General features: G+C 60.1%; 14 protein-coding genes and 2 pseudogenes. 11 read left to right on the top strand and 5 right to left on the bottom strand.

Annotated features, from left to right (window positions below):
- The first annotated feature begins 161 nt into the window (after positions 1 to 161).
- Positions 162 to 710, top strand: coding sequence for an RNA polymerase factor sigma-70 (locus tag KGB24_RS20275; RefSeq protein WP_017339972.1), 549 nt, complete (start codon positions 162 to 164; stop codon positions 708 to 710).
- A 125-nt stretch (positions 711 to 835) separates the two neighbouring features.
- Here KGB24_RS20275 and KGB24_RS20270 read toward each other — a convergent pair whose 3' ends face one another.
- From KGB24_RS20270 to KGB24_RS20260, 3 genes are all read right to left on the bottom strand, one after another.
- Positions 836 to 1,840, bottom strand: coding sequence for a GNAT family N-acetyltransferase (locus KGB24_RS20270; RefSeq protein WP_223415856.1), 1,005 nt, complete (start codon positions 1,838 to 1,840; stop codon positions 836 to 838).
- Positions 1,841 to 1,941: 101 nt separating this feature from the next.
- Complete coding sequence (locus tag KGB24_RS20265; RefSeq protein ID WP_008030280.1) at positions 1,942 to 2,736, bottom strand: substrate-binding periplasmic protein; 795 nt, start codon at positions 2,734 to 2,736, stop codon at positions 1,942 to 1,944.
- 93 nt (positions 2,737 to 2,829) lie between these two features.
- A complete protein-coding gene (locus tag KGB24_RS20260) occupies positions 2,830 to 3,456 on the bottom strand; it encodes a TetR/AcrR family transcriptional regulator (RefSeq protein ID WP_008030281.1) in 627 nt (208 codons plus the stop codon).
- Between the two features lie 175 nt (positions 3,457 to 3,631).
- Here KGB24_RS20260 and KGB24_RS20255 point away from each other — a divergent pair, with 175 nt between their 5' ends.
- From KGB24_RS20255 to KGB24_RS20220, 9 genes and pseudogenes are all read left to right on the top strand, one after another.
- Positions 3,632 to 5,422, top strand: coding sequence for an acyclic terpene utilization AtuA family protein (locus tag KGB24_RS20255; RefSeq protein ID WP_223415855.1), 1,791 nt, complete (start codon positions 3,632 to 3,634; stop codon positions 5,420 to 5,422).
- Positions 5,423 to 5,434: 12 nt separating this feature from the next.
- Positions 5,435 to 6,304, top strand: a complete 870-nt coding sequence (locus KGB24_RS20250) for an SDR family oxidoreductase (RefSeq protein WP_008044432.1) — start codon at positions 5,435 to 5,437, stop codon at positions 6,302 to 6,304.
- Positions 6,305 to 6,307: 3 nt separating this feature from the next.
- Positions 6,308 to 7,924 (top strand): geranyl-CoA carboxylase subunit beta, encoded by a 1,617-nt coding sequence (gene atuC, locus KGB24_RS20245; RefSeq protein ID WP_223415854.1) that lies wholly within the window; start codon positions 6,308 to 6,310, stop codon positions 7,922 to 7,924.
- A 24-nt stretch (positions 7,925 to 7,948) separates the two neighbouring features.
- Positions 7,949 to 9,106 (top strand): citronellyl-CoA dehydrogenase, encoded by a 1,158-nt coding sequence (gene atuD, locus KGB24_RS20240; RefSeq protein WP_008044426.1) that lies wholly within the window; start codon positions 7,949 to 7,951, stop codon positions 9,104 to 9,106.
- Positions 9,103 to 9,900 carry an enoyl-CoA hydratase/isomerase family protein gene (locus KGB24_RS20235; RefSeq protein WP_008030289.1) on the top strand — a complete coding sequence of 266 codons (798 nt, stop codon included), beginning with the start codon at positions 9,103 to 9,105 and terminating at the stop codon, positions 9,898 to 9,900. The genes atuD and KGB24_RS20235 overlap by 4 nt, the downstream gene beginning before the upstream one ends.
- Before the next feature lie 111 nt (positions 9,901 to 10,011).
- A pseudogene (locus tag KGB24_RS20230) lies at positions 10,012 to 11,479 on the top strand (acetyl/propionyl/methylcrotonyl-CoA carboxylase subunit alpha); the annotation flags it as partial.
- Positions 11,480 to 11,622: 143 nt separating this feature from the next.
- Positions 11,623 to 11,973, top strand: a pseudogene (locus KGB24_RS29445) (acetyl-CoA carboxylase biotin carboxyl carrier protein subunit); the annotation flags it as partial.
- A 71-nt stretch (positions 11,974 to 12,044) separates the two neighbouring features.
- Positions 12,045 to 12,587 carry an exonuclease domain-containing protein gene (locus tag KGB24_RS20225; RefSeq protein ID WP_008030291.1) on the top strand — a complete coding sequence of 181 codons (543 nt, stop codon included), beginning with the start codon at positions 12,045 to 12,047 and terminating at the stop codon, positions 12,585 to 12,587.
- 69 nt (positions 12,588 to 12,656) lie between these two features.
- Complete coding sequence (locus KGB24_RS20220) at positions 12,657 to 12,941, top strand: pyrimidine/purine nucleoside phosphorylase (protein ID WP_223415852.1); 285 nt, start codon at positions 12,657 to 12,659, stop codon at positions 12,939 to 12,941.
- A 71-nt stretch (positions 12,942 to 13,012) separates the two neighbouring features.
- Here KGB24_RS20220 and KGB24_RS20215 read toward each other — a convergent pair whose 3' ends face one another.
- Together KGB24_RS20215 and KGB24_RS20210 are read right to left on the bottom strand one after the other, a co-directional pair.
- A complete protein-coding gene (locus KGB24_RS20215) occupies positions 13,013 to 13,819 on the bottom strand; it encodes an MOSC domain-containing protein (RefSeq protein WP_192227855.1) in 807 nt (268 codons plus the stop codon).
- A 126-nt stretch (positions 13,820 to 13,945) separates the two neighbouring features.
- Positions 13,946 to 14,881, bottom strand: a complete 936-nt coding sequence (locus KGB24_RS20210) for a chemotaxis protein CheV (protein ID WP_008044401.1) — start codon at positions 14,879 to 14,881, stop codon at positions 13,946 to 13,948.
- 463 nt (positions 14,882 to 15,344) lie between these two features.
- On the opposite strand from KGB24_RS20210, the gene KGB24_RS20205 reads away from it, so the two are divergent.
- Positions 15,345 to 15,815: a hypothetical protein gene (locus KGB24_RS20205; RefSeq protein WP_008030299.1), complete on the top strand. Its 471-nt coding sequence runs from the start codon at positions 15,345 to 15,347 to the stop codon at positions 15,813 to 15,815.
- Positions 15,816 to 16,108 lie beyond the last annotated feature (293 nt).

The raw sequence follows: 16,108 nt of genomic DNA, 5'->3' as shown, positions 1-16,108 counted from the left end.
TGCGGCAGCGTGTCGCAGTTCTCACTGCGAATCTCAGAGAAGGATTAGTTCTCTTTCTCAATTGACAATCATTATCATTCAGAATAATTTGTCGCTCGATGTGTAGGACGGCTCCGATATACCCGTCGTCCCACGACCCCATTTGCAGCAAGGTGATTTCCATGACGGAACAAGTATCCACAAGCAGGTGCGATTCACCGCTACTTCAGGCATTCGTGGACAATCGGCTGATTCTGGTCAAGATTGCCGCCCGTATTACTGGCTGCCGGTCACGTGCCGAAGATGTGGTTCAGGATGCGTTCTTCCGCCTGCAATCGGCGCCGCAGATCACCTCCTCGATCAAGGCTCAGCTCAGTTACCTGTTCCAGATCGTGCGTAACCTGGCGATCGACCACTACCGCAAACAGGCGCTGGAACAGAAGTATTCGGGGCCTGAAGAAGAAGGGCTGAACGTGGTGATTCAAGGCGCTTCGCCGGAAACCTCGCACATCAATTTTTCGACCCTGGAAAACATCGCCGACGCGCTGACGGAGCTGCCGAGCCGCACCCGCTACGCCTTTGAGATGTACCGCCTGCACGGCGTACCGCAAAAGGACATCGCCAAGGAACTGGGTGTTTCGCCGACCCTGGTGAACTTCATGATTCGCGACGCGCTGGTGCATTGCCGCAAGGTGTCGGGCAGTCGGGCAGACACTTTCGCCCGCCGTTAAAAGCTTCGCGGGCAAGCCTCGCTCCTACAGGTCCGTGTCGCTCGCCAAAACGACACTAACCTGTAGGAGCGAGGCTTGCCCGCGAAGGCGGACTCAAGACCGCAACCGATCTTGAACCCTACCCATCAAGCCAACCCACACCGCTCAAAAAACCGCTCCCGCCCCAACACCATCAACGCCGCGCGCTTGTGCGGGAAGTCGAACTCTTTCTCGCAATGAAAGCGCTGCCCCTGCATGTACCCGATCATCTTCGCGTTGTCGGCTCGCGGCTCTGCAACCACCCGCCGGGTACGCGGATCATCGAGAAACAGGTAATGCGTCAACGCCGATAACCAGCTCGCCACCTTGTGCGGACCGCGATGGTTTTCTTCGCCGACCAACATGTGAATGCCACGGTCGTAATCATCGACATCGAAGAACGGTGCAATGCGGTCTTCCTTGGCCCAGTAGGCTTCGAAATAAGCAAATGGCTGATCATCGAAACAGCCGATCAACGTCACGGTGTGGGGATCGGCGTCGAGTTTGCTCAGGTATTCGCGATGCTGTTCAAGGCTGCCCTCCTCCTGCCAGAAACTCGCCACCCGCGCACTGTTCTGCCAGCGATTGAACCGCGCCAGGTCCAGATCGATGTCCAGCGTACGCAGGGAAATCCACGCACCCAGCCGCGCATCGAAACGTCGATAGACTTCACCGCGCGGTTTCACCGGGCGCAGTGGATGACGCTTGCCAGCGCTGATCACCATTTGCTGTGGGTAGCCGCTGGTCAGCGATGTCCCCAGCCAAGGCTGCGGCAACTGCCAGAACAGCGTGCGCTCGCAGCGATACTGGCCGGCGAGTTCGGTCGACACCAGCAAACCGCTGAGCAAGGCTTCGGTGGGAGCTTCATCGAGGTGCCAGGTCAGCCGCTGGCAAGCCGGGTCACGGGCAAACAGCCAATAACCGGCGGCCCACACGGCCTGAGTGTCGACGCGAGCCTCGGCATGCACGTGCAACTCGGGCTCACGCGTCAGCCGCAAGGTAATCAGCGGTTGCGCTTCCAGGCTCAGGCTCAGGCGGTTTTCGGTTTCATCCGCGACAAGGCGGTTGCCTGTCGGCAAAGCCAGGGCAGTCAGGTCATTCAGATTGGGCATGGGTCGGGCTCACGATAATCGTCGACAGTTCAACGAAGTGACGTGAGCCAGTGGGGGAAATTTAAGGAAGGTCGGCAAAAACACCACCCGGCGACGCGATCTCAGCTGCCGGGAACTGGCACGATGGCGATCTTGTACGGATCGAAAATCCTCAGCATCTGGCCGTTGTCCCGCAATCCTTGCAGCAACTTGCCGAATGCCTCACCGCTTATGGGCGCCGTGGGACGGAGGATGGCGTAGTGGTGATAGACCTGATCAATGCGCTGAGACACCAGCAACTGATCGCCGACCTTCTCGTTGCGCAGCAGGTAATCGCTCAAGTAAGAGCGTGTCACCAGGGCGATGTCTGCGCGCCCGCGCAGCACCATCAGCAGGTTGCTGTCATGGGAATAGGTCAGCGTGGCGTTGTAGTTTTGCGCGAGGACCTTGGGGTCGGCATTGAAGTTGGCGAACTCGTAGTGATAGCCGCTGAACAGCGCCAGACGCTTGCCGGCAAGATCGGCGAAATAGTTCTGCTGACGATTGGGAATCCGCTGCGCGACAAAAATCTCGGCATCTTCCAGACCCATGTCGACGCTGACGTGGGGAATGTCCTTCCAGCCCCAGTTCGGGTTCTCGAAAATAGCCATGTCCACCCGGCTCTGCTTGAAGTCACCGAAGCGTCGCGGAATGGATGTCGGCACGAGCACAAACTGATAGTCGGTTTGCAAGGCATTGAGCGCCTCGACCAATTGCGGCAGCAGGCCAGTGTCGGCACCGGATTCAGGGCGTACGGTGTAGGGCGGAAAATGCGCGGCACCGACCCGCACCAGTTGCGCCGCCGGAGACGGCAACACCCAAAGCGCTGCAAGCGCCGCCAGAAAAAGCCGCGAGGCCGTCCGAATTGGCGAAGACATCAAAACAACCCACTCCCCAAAAAAGTACGCATCAATTCATTCAAGCTAGGCGGTTTCGGCCACTTAGCCAGTTTCCTGCGGCTACGGGCAACACTATTGTTTTTCTTCGAGCACCAGAATCAACGCCTCATCGGCCAATTGATCGAGGTTCACGCTGCCATCCGGGCGATACCAGGTCGTGGTCCAGGACAGCGCACCGGTCAGAAAACGCCGGGTGATGAACACGTCCCCGCGGATGAATCCCGCGTCCTTGGCCTCCCCCAGCACCTGCAGCCAGAGGTCTTCATAGATGTCGCGCAGCGCCAACACCTTCGCTTGCCCGTCTTCGGACAGCGAACGCCATTCGTACACCAACACCGCCATGGCCTCGCCGCTGCCGCCCATGATCGACTGCAACTCACAGCGAATCAGCGCCAGTACCCGTTCGCGCACGTTTTCGGCTTCGGCGATCGCCGCACGCATCAACGCGGTGTTGTAGCGAATGGTTTCCTCCATCACTGCCCGCAGGATCTCGTCCTTGCTTTTGAAGTGATGAAAAATGCTTCCCGACTGAATGCCCACCGCGCCGGCCAGATCACGCACCGTGGTGCGCTCATAGCCTTTGTTGCGAAACAGGTGAGCCGCCACTTGCAGCAATTTGCCACGGGCGCTGTCCGGGTCGGTCAACTGGCCGTTGTCGACCAATTCGCGCATTACCCTCAGGGCTTTTTGCTCGTCCACCCGTTCTCTCCTACAGTCGTACTCACCGCTAAAACAGCGGGGTTGCGCGGGCAATTTAAGCTGACGAAGGCAACCAAGCAAGCGCTCGGGCAGAAGATATTTAAGTCGTTTACAAACCAAGCGCTTGCTTGGTAGTCTCGATACACGTCTGAGGGAGGTGGCTATGGAAAGGGCTGTGCCTGAAACTGTTCGCATCGGTTGCGCCAGCGCCTTCTGGGGCGACACCTCGACCGCCGCCGCGCAACTGGTCGAAGGCGGACGCCTGGATTACCTGGTGTTCGATTATCTGGCCGAGATCACGATGTCGATCATGGCCGGTGCGCGGATGAAAGATCCCCAGGCCGGCTACGCCAGCGACTTCATCGAGGTGCTCAGCCCGCTGCTCACGCAGCTCGCCGCACAGAACATCCGCGTCATCAGCAACGCCGGCGGCGTCAACCCGCAGGCCTGCGCCGCGGCCCTGCAAGCGGCTTGCGACAAGGCCGGCGTGGCGCTGAAAATCGCCGTGTTGCTGGGTGATGACCTGCAACCGCAGTTCAAACACATGAGCACCCGCGGCCTCCACGAAATGTTCAGCGGCGCGCCCTTGCCGCCGATGTGCGTCTCCACCAACGCCTACCTCGGTGCGCCCGGCATCGTCGAAGCCTTGCGCCTGGGCGCGGACATCGTCATTACCGGGCGCGTGGTCGACAGCGCCGTGGTCAGCGCTGCACTGGTGCATGAATTCGGCTGGTCCTGGCACGACTACGACAAACTCGCGCAAGCCGCACTCGCCGGTCACATCATCGAATGCGGCGCCCAGTGCACCGGCGGCAACTTCACCGATTGGCGCGACGTGCCCGACTACGAACACATCGGTTTCCCCATCGTCGAAGTCAGTGCCGACAGCCAGTTCATCGTCAGTAAACCCGAAGGCTCCGGCGGCCTGGTCACGCCACTCACGGTCGGCGAGCAGATACTTTATGAAATCGGCGACCCGCAGGCCTATCTGCTGCCCGATGTGATCTGCGATTTCACCCAGGTCAAACTTCAGCAACAAGGCAAGAACGCAGTTCAGGTACACGGCGCCAAAGGCTTGCCGCCCACCGATCAGTACAAGGTCAGCGCGACGTATCCGGACGGTTTCCGCTGCACCGCCAGTTGCCTGATCGCCGGGATCGATGCGGTGGACAAGGCGCGGCGCGTCAGCGAAGCGATCATCAGCAAGACCTCGGAAATCTTCAGCCAGCGCGGTTGGGCGCCCTACAGCGAAGTCAATATTGAACTGCTCGGCAGCGAGGCCACGTACGGTCCCCATGGCCAGCGTCAGGACAGCCGCGAAGTGGTGATCAAACTCGCCGTGCGCCATCCGGACAAACAGGCGCTGATCGTGTTCTCCCGGGAAATCGCCCAAGCCGCCACCGGCATGGCGCCGGGGTTGACCGGCATCGTCGGCGGACGGCCGACAGTGTATCCGCTGATCCGGCTGTTCTCGTTCCTCATCGACAAATCCGCCTGCACGCTGGACATTGATCTCAATGGTCAACGTCATCCGTGCGCCCTGCCCGCCCTCGACGCGCTCACCACCGCGGACCTGCCGGTGCCGTACGACCCACCGAAACCCACCGGTCGCGCCGATGCCAGCGTGGCGCTGATCAAGCTCGCGGTCGCACGCTCGGGTGACAAGGGCAATCACAGCAACATCGGCGTCATGGCGCGCGAGCCGGAGTACCTGCCGTGGATCGCCGAAGCCCTGACCCCGGAAGTGATGGTCGACTGGATGAGTCATGTGCTCGACCCGGTTCACGGGCGCGTCGAGCGCTGGTACCTGCCCGCGACCCACAGCCTGAATTTCTTGCTGGAAAACGCCCTTGGCGGTGGTGGCGTGGCCAGTCTGCGGATCGATCCGCAAGGCAAAGCCTTCGCCCAACAACTACTGGACATCCAGATTCCGGTGCCGCAGCGCATCGCCGACCAGGTCAACTAGAGGACTACCGCCGTGGCCTACGATTCGATTTTCAAAGCTGATCTGTTTGCCGGCCAAAACATCATCGTCACCGGTGGCGGCAGTGGCATCGGTCGCTGCACCGCCCATGAACTGGCGGCCCTCGGCGCCCATGTGCTGTTGATCGGGCGCAATGCCGACAAACTGAAATCCGTGGTTGCCGAGATTACCGAGGATGGCGGCAAGGCCGATTGGCAGACCTGCGATATTCGCGACGAAGAAGCGGTCAAGCATCTGGTCAGCGAACTGATCCGCAAGCACGGTCCGATCCACGGACTGGTCAACAATGCCGGCGGCCAATTCCCCTCACCACTGGCCTCGATCAACCAGAAAGGTTTCGAAACCGTGATGCGCACCAACCTCGTGGGCGGTTTCCTGATGGCGCGCGAAGTCTTCAACCAGTCTATGAGCCAACACGGCGGCGCCATCGTCAACATGCTCGCCGACATGTGGAACGGCATGCCCGGCATGGGCCACTCGGGCGCGGCGCGCTCGGGCATGGACAACCTGACCAAGACCGCTGCGTTTGAATGGGGTTACGCCGGGGTGCGGGTCAATGCAGTGGCGCCGGGCTGGATCGCCTCCAGCGGCATGGACACTTACGAAGGTGCGTTCAAAGCGGTGATTCCGACCTTGCGCGAGCACGTGCCGCTGAAACGCATCGGCACCGAATCGGAAGTCAGCGCCGCGATCGTATTCCTGCTCAGTCCGGCCGCAGCGTTTGTCAGTGGCAGCACCTTGCGTATCGACGGCGCCGCCAGCCTTGGTGGTCGGGCGTGGCCGATCCACAAGGCCAGGATCAGTGAGTCGTACAACGGTTTCCACCGCGCGTACTTACCGGACGTGCTCAAGGACAAGGAATAAGTCATGCCGGTGATTCAGTCGCAAGTCGACCCGTTCAGCGAACAGTTTGCCCAGAACCGCGCAGCGATGCTGGCGGGGATCGAGCAAGTCCGTCAGCTCGAACAGAACCTGCTGAACAAAGCGGCCGAAGCCAAACCCAGGTTCGACAAGCGCGGGCAATTGCTGCCCCGCGAACGCCTCAACCTTCTGCTCGACCCCGGTGCGCCGTTCCTCGAACTGGCGAGCCTGGCCGGCTACAAATTGCATGACGACAAGGACGGCAGCTCAGCCGGCGGCGGTTTGATCGCCGGGATCGGTTACGTGTCCGGCGTGCGGGTTCTGGTCGTGGCGAACAACAGCGCGATCAAGGGCGGGACGATTTCCCCCAGCGGTTTGAAAAAGTCCCTGCGCCTGCAACAGATCGCCATGGAGAACAAACTGCCGGTGATCACCCTCGCCGAAAGCGGTGGCGCCAACCTCAATTACGCAGCGGAGATTTTCGTCGAAGGCGCGCGCAGTTTTGCCAATCAGGCGCGGATGTCGGCCATGGGGTTGCCGCAGATCACCGTGGTCCACGGCTCGGCCACGGCGGGCGGCGCTTATCAGCCAGGGCTCTCGGATTACACGGTAGTGGTGCGTGGCAAAGCCAAACTGTTTCTCGCCGGCCCACCGTTACTGAAAGCCGCGACCGGAGAAGTGGCGACCGACGAAGAACTGGGCGGTGCCGAGATGCACGCGCAAACCGCCGGCACCGCTGAATACCTGGCCGAGAACGATGCCGATGGCGTGCGCCTGGTGCGCGAGATTGTCAGCCTGTTGTCATGGAACGAGCAGCTGCAATGGTTGCCCGAACGGCAGTGGAAAGAACCCCTCTACCCTATCGACGAGCTGCTGGGACTGATCCCGGACGATCCGAAAAAGCCCTACGACGTGCGCGAAATCATTGCGCGGATTGCCGACGGCTCGAACTTCCTTGAGTTCAAGGGTGAATTCGATCAGCAAACCATTTGCGGCCATTTGCACATTCAGGGGCGCGCCTGCGGATTCATTGGCAACAACGGCCCGATCACCCCCAAAGGGGCGAGTAAAGCCGCGCAGTTCATCCAGCTCTGCGATCAGAGCCAGACGCCGCTGCTGTTCTTTCACAACACCACCGGGTTCATGGTCGGCACCGAATCGGAACAGCAAGGCGTGATCAAGCACGGCGCGAAGATGATTCAGGCGGTGGCCAACGCCCGCGTACCGAAACTGACCATCATCGTCGGCGGCTCCTATGGCGCCGGCAACTACGCCATGTGCGGTCGCGGCCTCGACCCGCGCTTCATCTTCGCCTGGCCCAACAGCCGCACGGCAGTGATGGGCGGCGCGCAGGCCGGCAAGGTGCTGCGCATCGTCACCGAAGCCAAACAGCTCAAGGACGGCCTGGTGCCCGACCCGAAAATGCTCGACATGCTGGAGCAGGTCACCGCACAGAAACTCGACAGCCAGTCCACCGCGCTGTATGGCAGCGCCAGTCTGTGGGACGACGGGCTCATCGATCCGCGGGACACCCGGACCCTGCTCGGTTACTTGCTGGACATCTGTCATGAGGCCGATGTGCGGCCGCTGCAAACCAACAGTTTTGGCGTAGCCCGGTTCTGAACCGGCCAGAGGAGAACAATAAAAATGATCTTCACCCAGGAACACGAAGCACTGCGCCGCACCGTTCGTCAATTCGTCGAAAACGAGATCAACCCGCACGTCGAGGCATGGGAAAAGGCCGGGCGCTTTCCCATCCACGAAATCTTCCGCAAGGCCGGTGACCTGGGCCTGCTGGGAATTTCCAAACCGGAAAAATTCGGCGGCATGGGGCTCGACTACAGCTATTCGATTGTCGCCGCCGAGGAGTTCGGCACCATTCATTGCGGCGGCATTCCGATGTCCATCGGCGTGCAGACCGACATGTGCACTCCAGCGCTGGCGCGCTTCGGTTCCGATGAACTGCGTGAAGAATTTCTGCGCCCTGCCATTACCGGCGAACAGGTCGGTTGCATCGGCGTTTCCGAAGTCGGCGCCGGTTCCGACGTGGCCGGGTTGAAAACCACCGCCCGCAAGGACGGCGACGACTACGTGATCAACGGCAGCAAGATGTGGATCACCAACTCGCCAAGCGCCGATTTCATTTGTCTGCTGGCCAATACCTCGGACGACAAACCGCACATCAACAAGTCACTGATCATGGTGCCGATGAACACGCCGGGGATCAGCCTCAGTTCGCACCTGGACAAGCTCGGCATGCGCAGCTCGGAAACCGCCCAGGTGTTTTTCGACAACGTGCGCGTGCCGCAACGCAACCGCATCGGCCATGAAGGCGCGGGCTTCATGATGCAAATGCTGCAGTTTCAGGAAGAACGCCTGTTCGGCGCGGCAAACATGATCAAGGGCCTGGAATACTGCATCGACAGCACCATCGAGTATTGCAAGGAACGTAAAACCTTCGGCAATGCGCTGATCGACAATCAGGTCATCCACTTTCGCCTCGCCGAATTGCAAACCGAAATCGAATGCCTGCGGGCGCTGGTCTATCAGGCCACCGAGCAATACATCAAAGGTCAGGACGTCACGCGTCTGGCGTCGATGGCCAAACTCAAGGCCGGGCGGCTGGGCCGCGAAGTCAGCGACAGTTGCCTTCAATATTGGGGCGGCATGGGCTTTATGTGGGACAACCCCGTGGCCCGCGCTTACCGCGATGTACGGCTGGTGTCGATTGGCGGCGGCGCCGACGAAATCATGCTGGGGATCATCTGCAAACTCATGGGCATCCTGCCGGGGAAAAAGAAATGAGCACCCTGCCGGATTGCCAGACGTTATTGCTCGAACCGCATAACGGCGTGCTGCACATCACCCTCAACCGCCCGGAAAGCCGCAACGCCATGAGCCTGCTGATGGTCGCCGAACTGCGCGCGGTGCTGTTGGCCGTGCGCGATGACCGTGCGATTCGGGCCCTGGTGATCGGCGGTGCCGGTGGACACTTCTGTGCCGGTGGCGACATCAAGGACATGGCCAACGCCCGTGCTCAAGGCGCGAACGCCTACCGTGATCTGAACCGTGCGTTCGGCGCGCTGCTGCAAGAGGTGCAACACGCGCCGCAAGTGGTGATCACCGTGCTGCAAGGCGCAGTGCTTGGCGGCGGTTTGGGTCTGGCCTGCGTCAGCGATGTCGCCCTGGCGGATCATCAGGCGCAATTCGGGCTGCCGGAAACCAGCCTCGGCGTGCTGCCCGCGCAGATCGCGCCGTTTGTGGTCCAGCGCATCGGTTTGACTCAGGCCCGGCGCCTGGCGCTGACGGCGGCGCGGTTCGATGGCAACCAGGCGCGGCGCATGGGGCTGGTGCATTTTGTCGAGCATGACGCGCAAGCCTTGGCCGAGCGTCTCGGTGAAATTCTGGCGCACGTACTGTGCTGCGCGCCGGGGGCCAATGCGACGACCAAAAAACTGTTGCTGGCGAGTGCCGGGCAACCGTCGGATGCATTGCTGGATGAAGCGGCCGAGTGGTTCAGCGAAGCGGTGATCGGGGCTGAAGGCGTCGAGGGCACGATGGCTTTTGTGCAAAAACGCAAACCGGGATGGGCGCCTTAAAAGCTTCGCGGGCAAGCCTCGCTCCTACAAGGTTTTTGGTGCCCACTGTAGGAGCGAGGCTTGCCCGCGAAGAGGCCATCACTTTCACCGCAAAAACCAAGGGAATAAACCATGCCCGCCCTGAAAAAAATCCTGATCGCCAACCGTGGTGAAATCGCCTGCCGCATCCAGCGCACGGCCCAATCCTTGGGCTACCGCACCGTCGCCGTGTTCAGCGATGCAGATGCGGATGCCTTGCACGTACAAATCGCCGACGAAGCCGTCAACATCGGCCCGGCCCCGGTCCAGCAGTCGTACCTGAACATCCCGGCCATCCTCGACGCCGCCCGCCGCACCGGTGCCGATTCGATCCACCCCGGCTACGGCTTCCTCTCGGAAAATGCCGAATTCGCCCGCGCCTGCCAGCACGCCGGCCTCACTTTCATCGGCCCCAGCCCCGAAGCCATTGAGCTGATGGGCAGCAAACGCCTGTCGAAACTCGCCATGCTCGACGCCGGCGTGCCCTGCATCAAAGGCTATCAAGGCACCGGGCAGGACGATGCGACCCTGAGCCGCGAAGCCGAACGCATCGGCTTTCCGCTGATGATCAAGGCCAGTGCCGGCGGTGGCGGGCGCGGCATGCGCCTGGTGCATGATGCAGGGGATTTGCTCCCACAGATTCGCACCGCGCGCTCCGAGGCATTGAACGGGTTTGGCAGCGACGAACTGATCCTCGAACAAGCGCTGATCGATCCGCGTCACGTTGAGGTTCAGCTGTTCGGCGACCAACACGGCAACCTGATCTACCTCGGCGAACGCGACTGTTCGATCCAGCGCCGTCATCAGAAAGTCATCGAAGAAGCACCCTGCCCGGTCATGACCGCCGAACTGCGCCAGGCCATGGGGGAAGCGGCGCTCAAGGCCGGTCGCGCAGTGAATTATGTGGGCGCTGGCACTGTGGAGTTTCTGCTGGACGCGCACGGGCAGTTCTACTTTCTGGAAATGAACACACGGTTGCAGGTAGAACACCCGGTGACTGAATTGATCACCGGTCTCGATCTGGTGGCCTGGCAGTTGCACGTCGCCGAAGGGCTGCCGCTGCCATTGCGCCAGGAACAGGTGCAACTCAACGGCCACGCCATGGAAGTGCGTCTGTATGCAGAAGACCCGACCCAGGGGTTCCTCCCGCAGACCGGACGCATCACCAACTGGGAACCGGCCTTGCAGAGTGGAGCGCGGATCGACCATGGGTTGATCGAAGGTCAACATGTCAGCCCGTTCTATGACCCGATGCTGGGCAAGATCATCGCCCACGGCGCTACCCGTGAAGAAGCCCGGCGCAAGTTGCTGCGCGCGGTGCAAGACAGTGTGCTGCTGGGCTTGCCGAGCAATCAGCGCTTGCTTGCCAGCCTGCTGGAACATCCACGCTTCATCAGTGGCGAGTTCAGCACCGGGTTCATCCCGACGCATTTCGCCGACCATCCTTGTTTGCATCCGCATAACCCGAGTGCTGAAGAACTGGCGATTGCGGCGGCGCTGTTTTATCAGGCTTCGGCGCAGGTTCATCCCGCCGCGCTGGCCGGCTGGCGCAACAACGCCAGTGTGCCGCTGCACTATCGCATCGGCCTGGAGGATCGGGACTGGCCGGTGCAGTTGAACGCGGTACCAGGTGAACCGTACCGGATTGAAGTCGCCGCACAGGCCTTCAAACTGAACGTCATCCAGTGCGACGGACGCTGGGCCACCCTGGACATCAACGGCATCCGCCAGCGTCATGCCTATCGCCTGGAGGCCGGACAGCTCTGGCTGTTCACCCGTCCCGGCAGCCTGCGCCTGGAGGATCGCACGCAAGCGCTGGTCAGCGGCCAGGCCAGTGTCAGCTCCGGCACGCTCAAGGCGCCAATGGACGGCGCAATTGTCGACGTGCTGGTCGCGCAAGGCAGCCCGGTCAGTAAAGGCCAACTGCTGGTGGTGCTGGAAGCGATGAAAATGGAGCATCCGCTCAAGTCCGGCATCGACGGCGTGCTCAAACGCTTGCAGGTCAAGGTCGGCGATCAGGTAAAAAATCGTCAGATTTTGTTGGAGGTCGAATAAGCCGCTAGGCGGATCCGTCGGGTTTGGCTACGCTCAAGCCCTATCAGGATGCGGATACCGGGAACCCTTCAATGCCTCACTGGCTGGTGATCGATCTGGAAGCCACCACCGATGAAGGTGGCTGGCCAGTTACTGAAATGGAAATCATCGAAATCGGCGCCACGCTGGTGGACCGCCAAGGGCGTGAGCAGGACCATTTCCAGCGCTTCGTGCGACCGCTGCGACGGCCGCTGCTCACGCCGTTTTGTCGCGAGCTGACTCGCATCACCCAGGCCAATATCGACAGCGCACAGGCGCTGACCGAGGTCTGGCCGGTCTTCGAGCGCTGGCTCGGCCAACATCATTCGCGGCTGGAAGGCTGGGCCAGTTGGGGCGATTACGATCGCAGGCAACTGCTTCAGGAGTGGGAGCGCTTGCAACTCGACAGCCAACTGAGTCGCGTGCCGCACATGAACCTCAAGCAGCGCTTTGCCAAGGCTCGACGACTGGAACGCCCGCTGGGACTCAACGGCGCCCTGCAACTGGCCGGCATGCAGTTCACCGGCCAGCAGCACCGGGCACTGGAAGATGCGCGCAATACAGCGCGTCTGTTACCGCTGATTCTCCCGCTCTAGAGAGGTGACGGCGCCAAGGGCCTTGTGCATACTGGCCGGCCCTTTTTAGCCCTTTTCGAGGAATCGCCCATGTTTAAAGTCAACGAGTACTTCGACGGCACCGTCAAGTCGATCGCCTTTGGCACCGCTGAAGGTCCGGCGACCATTGGCGTCATGGCTCCGGGCGAATACGAATTCGGCACCAGCCAGCGTGAAATCATGCACGTGGTGACCGGCGCCCTGACCGTCAAACTGCCAGACAGCACCACTTGGGAAACCTTCGCCGCCGGCAGCCAGTTCAACGTGCCAGCCAACAGCAAATTCCAGCTGAAAGTGGCCGTCGACACCGCTTACCTGTGCGAATACCGCGGCTAAAACCCCGGGGTTTCACAGCGCAAAAAAAATGCCCGTGTCCTTGGACACGGGCATTTTTCATTCAGGGTCGCTTATTCCAGGATCGTGACCGGCATGCCGACTTCGAGCTGGCCATTACCGTCATTGACCAGATTCTGTCCAAACATCGCACCGTCTTCCTGGGCACGATATTTCTGCAAGGTCGCGAGCGGTTCACGATCATCGCTGCGCTCGCCGGTCTGCGGATCAATGGTGGTCAGAATGCAGCGCGAACATGGCTTGACCACACGAAACTCGACGTCGCCGATACGGATACGCTTCCAGCCGTCCTCGGCATACGCCTCGCTGCCCTCGATCACCAGATTCGGTCGAAAACGCAGCATCTCCAACGAACGCCCGACTTTTTGCGACAGATCCTCAAGGGACGCCTGCCCGATCAGCAGCAACGGGAAGCCATCGGCGAAGGCCACCTGATCGTCGTCCTTGCCATAACCGGCCTGTGTGGTCCGAGCGCGGTCAACCGGCACTTGCACCAGGCGAGTCGGCTTGCCGATGAATCTACTGACCCAGGCCCCTGCCTCGTCACCGGCATCAGGCACACGCAAGGTGTCGCGCCAGATAGTCACGCCACGCAACTCAGCGTCGTTGGCAGGCAAGGCAATATCGATCGGCGTGTGGCCGGGAGCGCTGAGGGTCAAACCGCCCTGGGCATTCCACAACGCCGACAGCTGGCTCATCTGCGCCACCGCACGCTGGGTCAGGAAGCGCCCACTGGCCTCGTCCACCAGCATCCAGCGTCGATCCCCGTCCAGCCCCAGTTTGTCGAGACTGACCTGTTGCAGGATCTCGCCCTTGCCGGATTTCAACGGATAACGATAAAGCGCGCTCAGACGCAGCATGACCAGCTCCCTGGAGGACAAAAATGCCACCCTATACGAGCTTGATCGCCGAATCAAAGACTGCGAACTGGATTACCAACCCTGTGGGAGCGAGCAGGCTCGTTCCCACAGGAAACTGTATCGTGATCAGGCAGGCACTTCGTCGAGCATCAGGCGTTGACGCACCACATCGACCAATTTGTCCGGCTGGAATTTGGAGAGGAAGTTGTCACAACCAACCTTCTTGACCATCGAGTCGTTGAAACTGCCGGACAACGAGGTGTGCAGAACCACGTAGAGGCCGCGCAGACGCGGATCGTTACGGATCTCGGTGGTAAGGCGATAGCCGTCCATTTCCGGCATCTCGGCGTCGGTGAAGATCATCAGCAATTTGTCGGTCATGTTCACGCCGGTATCCGCCCAGCCCTTGAGCATGTTCAGCGCTTTCAAGCCATCGCTGGCAATGTGCATCTTCACGCCCAACTGGCCGAGGGTGTCGCGCAACTGCGAGAGCGCCACGTTGGAGTCGTCCACCAGCAGCACTTCACGGCCACGGGCGCGCTCCAGTATTGGATCGTCGAGTTTGTCGCGGGACACCTTGGCGTTGTACGGAACGATTTCGGCGAGGACTTTCTCGACGTCGATAATCTCCACCAACTGATCATCGACCTTGCTGATGGCAGTCAGGTAATGCTGACGGCCGGCGCTGGTCGGCGGCGGCAGAATGGCTTCCCAGTTCATGTTGACGATGCGGTCCACACCGCCAACCAGGAAAGCCTGCACGGAGCGGTTATACTCGGTGACGATGATCGTGCTGGTAGGACTCGGCACCAACGGACGCATGCCGATGGCCTGGGACAGGTCGATCACCGGCAGCGTCTGGCCACGCAGGTTGACCACGCCGCAGACGAATGGATGGCGCTGGGGCATCAGGGTCAGTTTCGGCAGTTGCAGCACTTCCTGCACTTTGAAAACGTTGATCGCAAACAATTGCCGCCCAGCCAGGCGGAACATGAGAATTTCCAGGCGATTCTCACCCACCAGTTGCGTGCGTTGGTCTACCGTGTCGAGAATGCCGGCCATCAATGACTCCTGGTACTTGTTCTGATGAATTCACTAAAGAGGGTTATCGGCTGTTTTTTCAGGACCTTGACCCCGATGCAAAATGCCATGCCCAGGCATTGATGTCACATTAACATCATGCTTTACTGGCGCCATCACTTCATCTGCTTCACTCCCTGCGGCGCGACCCTGTTTCGTCCATTAGGTTCCCGTGCGTAAGGGATTCCCCTAGTAACAATCAGGCCCAACCTGATATTCGCAATATCCAATAGCCATTAATGTGACGCCATTCTCATTGCATGAACGGAGTCAGGCTTTTGTGTGCGATCGCAGGTCAGTGGCCATCCACCCTCTTGAACTCCTCCGCCTGCAGACAGCCCGGCTGGAGCGCGATCTCACGACGGCACGGCAACGCCATGGCGCAGATCATTCTCGCTGACACACACGACATTCCCTCATTTGACATGACGTTGTGGAGATAAGCATGCCGAACGACCGTAACGAGTGGGCCAAACGGTTCCCGGAGTTTCTCGCCGAAGCTGAAACACTCCTGGCCAAATCCGAGGAGTGCCTGAGTCATTTGCAACTGATCAGCAATGACAAGGACGCCATCGAATGCATGCTCAGCACCCTGCTCAAGCTGGCCAACAAGGCCGACGCCCTCGCCCTGGTCGCCGTTTCGGAGTTTTCGCTGCACATTCATGGCCTGCTGAACCATGCCCAAAACCACGTCGACCTGCATGCTCAGGCGCTGGATGCGTTGAAAGACTGCTTCACATTGATGGCCTGGCAACTCGAACTGATCGATCAGACCACCGGCCAACTCAGCCTCGACGACAGTGAACAAACCTCATTGATCGAAGCCTTTGCCTACCAGGTCGGGCAAAACCAGTTTCAGCCACCGGTTAATTCCAAACCGTTCCGGCTCGTTTCCTTTACGGAACGGCAGGCTTAATTTCACCCGATAATAACGCCGCGGTTCGTATTCATATTGCCAAGATGTCACTCTGTAACTTGATCACGCTCATGTCGCAATTGAATATTTCATGTCTGTCAACGACAGCCCGATACAAGTAACTATTCCCTTCCTGCCGATAAACTTTTCCATTGTGGAACTATCGTCCAAAACCTTTATTTCCTGACTCTATAGACATATATACCGAACGCGACCAACGGTATGTTAAGTGGTATTATGCCGACCATTAGTTGACGTCAATTAATGGCAGAGTGACTCAGACAGAGACCCGT

The sequence above is a fragment of the Pseudomonas sp. BF-RE-25 genome (assembly GCF_019956105.1).
GTDB lineage: Bacteria > Pseudomonadota > Gammaproteobacteria > Pseudomonadales > Pseudomonadaceae > Aquipseudomonas > Aquipseudomonas migulae.
Note: the sequence above shows the minus strand (reverse complement) of the source record. Positions and strands in the feature narration are given on the sequence as shown.

Excerpts from the sequence above, each read along its gene's own strand:
- KGB24_RS20275 (WP_017339972.1), top strand. The coding sequence starts at position 162 with ATGACGGAACAAGTATCCACAAGCAGGTGCGATTCACCGCTACTTCAG.
- KGB24_RS20270 (WP_223415856.1), bottom strand. The coding sequence starts at position 1,840 with ATGCCCAATCTGAATGACCTGACTGCCCTGGCTTTGCCGACAGGCAAC.
- KGB24_RS20265 (WP_008030280.1), bottom strand. The coding sequence starts at position 2,736 with ATGTCTTCGCCAATTCGGACGGCCTCGCGGCTTTTTCTGGCGGCGCTT.
- atuC (WP_223415854.1), top strand. The coding sequence starts at position 6,308 with ATGCCGGTGATTCAGTCGCAAGTCGACCCGTTCAGCGAACAGTTTGCC.
- atuD (WP_008044426.1), top strand. The coding sequence starts at position 7,949 with ATGATCTTCACCCAGGAACACGAAGCACTGCGCCGCACCGTTCGTCAA.
- KGB24_RS20235 (WP_008030289.1), top strand. The coding sequence starts at position 9,103 with ATGAGCACCCTGCCGGATTGCCAGACGTTATTGCTCGAACCGCATAAC.
- KGB24_RS20225 (WP_008030291.1), top strand. The coding sequence starts at position 12,045 with ATGCCTCACTGGCTGGTGATCGATCTGGAAGCCACCACCGATGAAGGT.
- KGB24_RS20220 (WP_223415852.1), top strand. The coding sequence starts at position 12,657 with ATGTTTAAAGTCAACGAGTACTTCGACGGCACCGTCAAGTCGATCGCC.
- KGB24_RS20215 (WP_192227855.1), bottom strand. The coding sequence starts at position 13,819 with ATGCTGCGTCTGAGCGCGCTTTATCGTTATCCGTTGAAATCCGGCAAG.
- KGB24_RS20210 (WP_008044401.1), bottom strand. The coding sequence starts at position 14,881 with ATGGCCGGCATTCTCGACACGGTAGACCAACGCACGCAACTGGTGGGT.
- KGB24_RS20205 (WP_008030299.1), top strand. The coding sequence starts at position 15,345 with ATGCCGAACGACCGTAACGAGTGGGCCAAACGGTTCCCGGAGTTTCTC.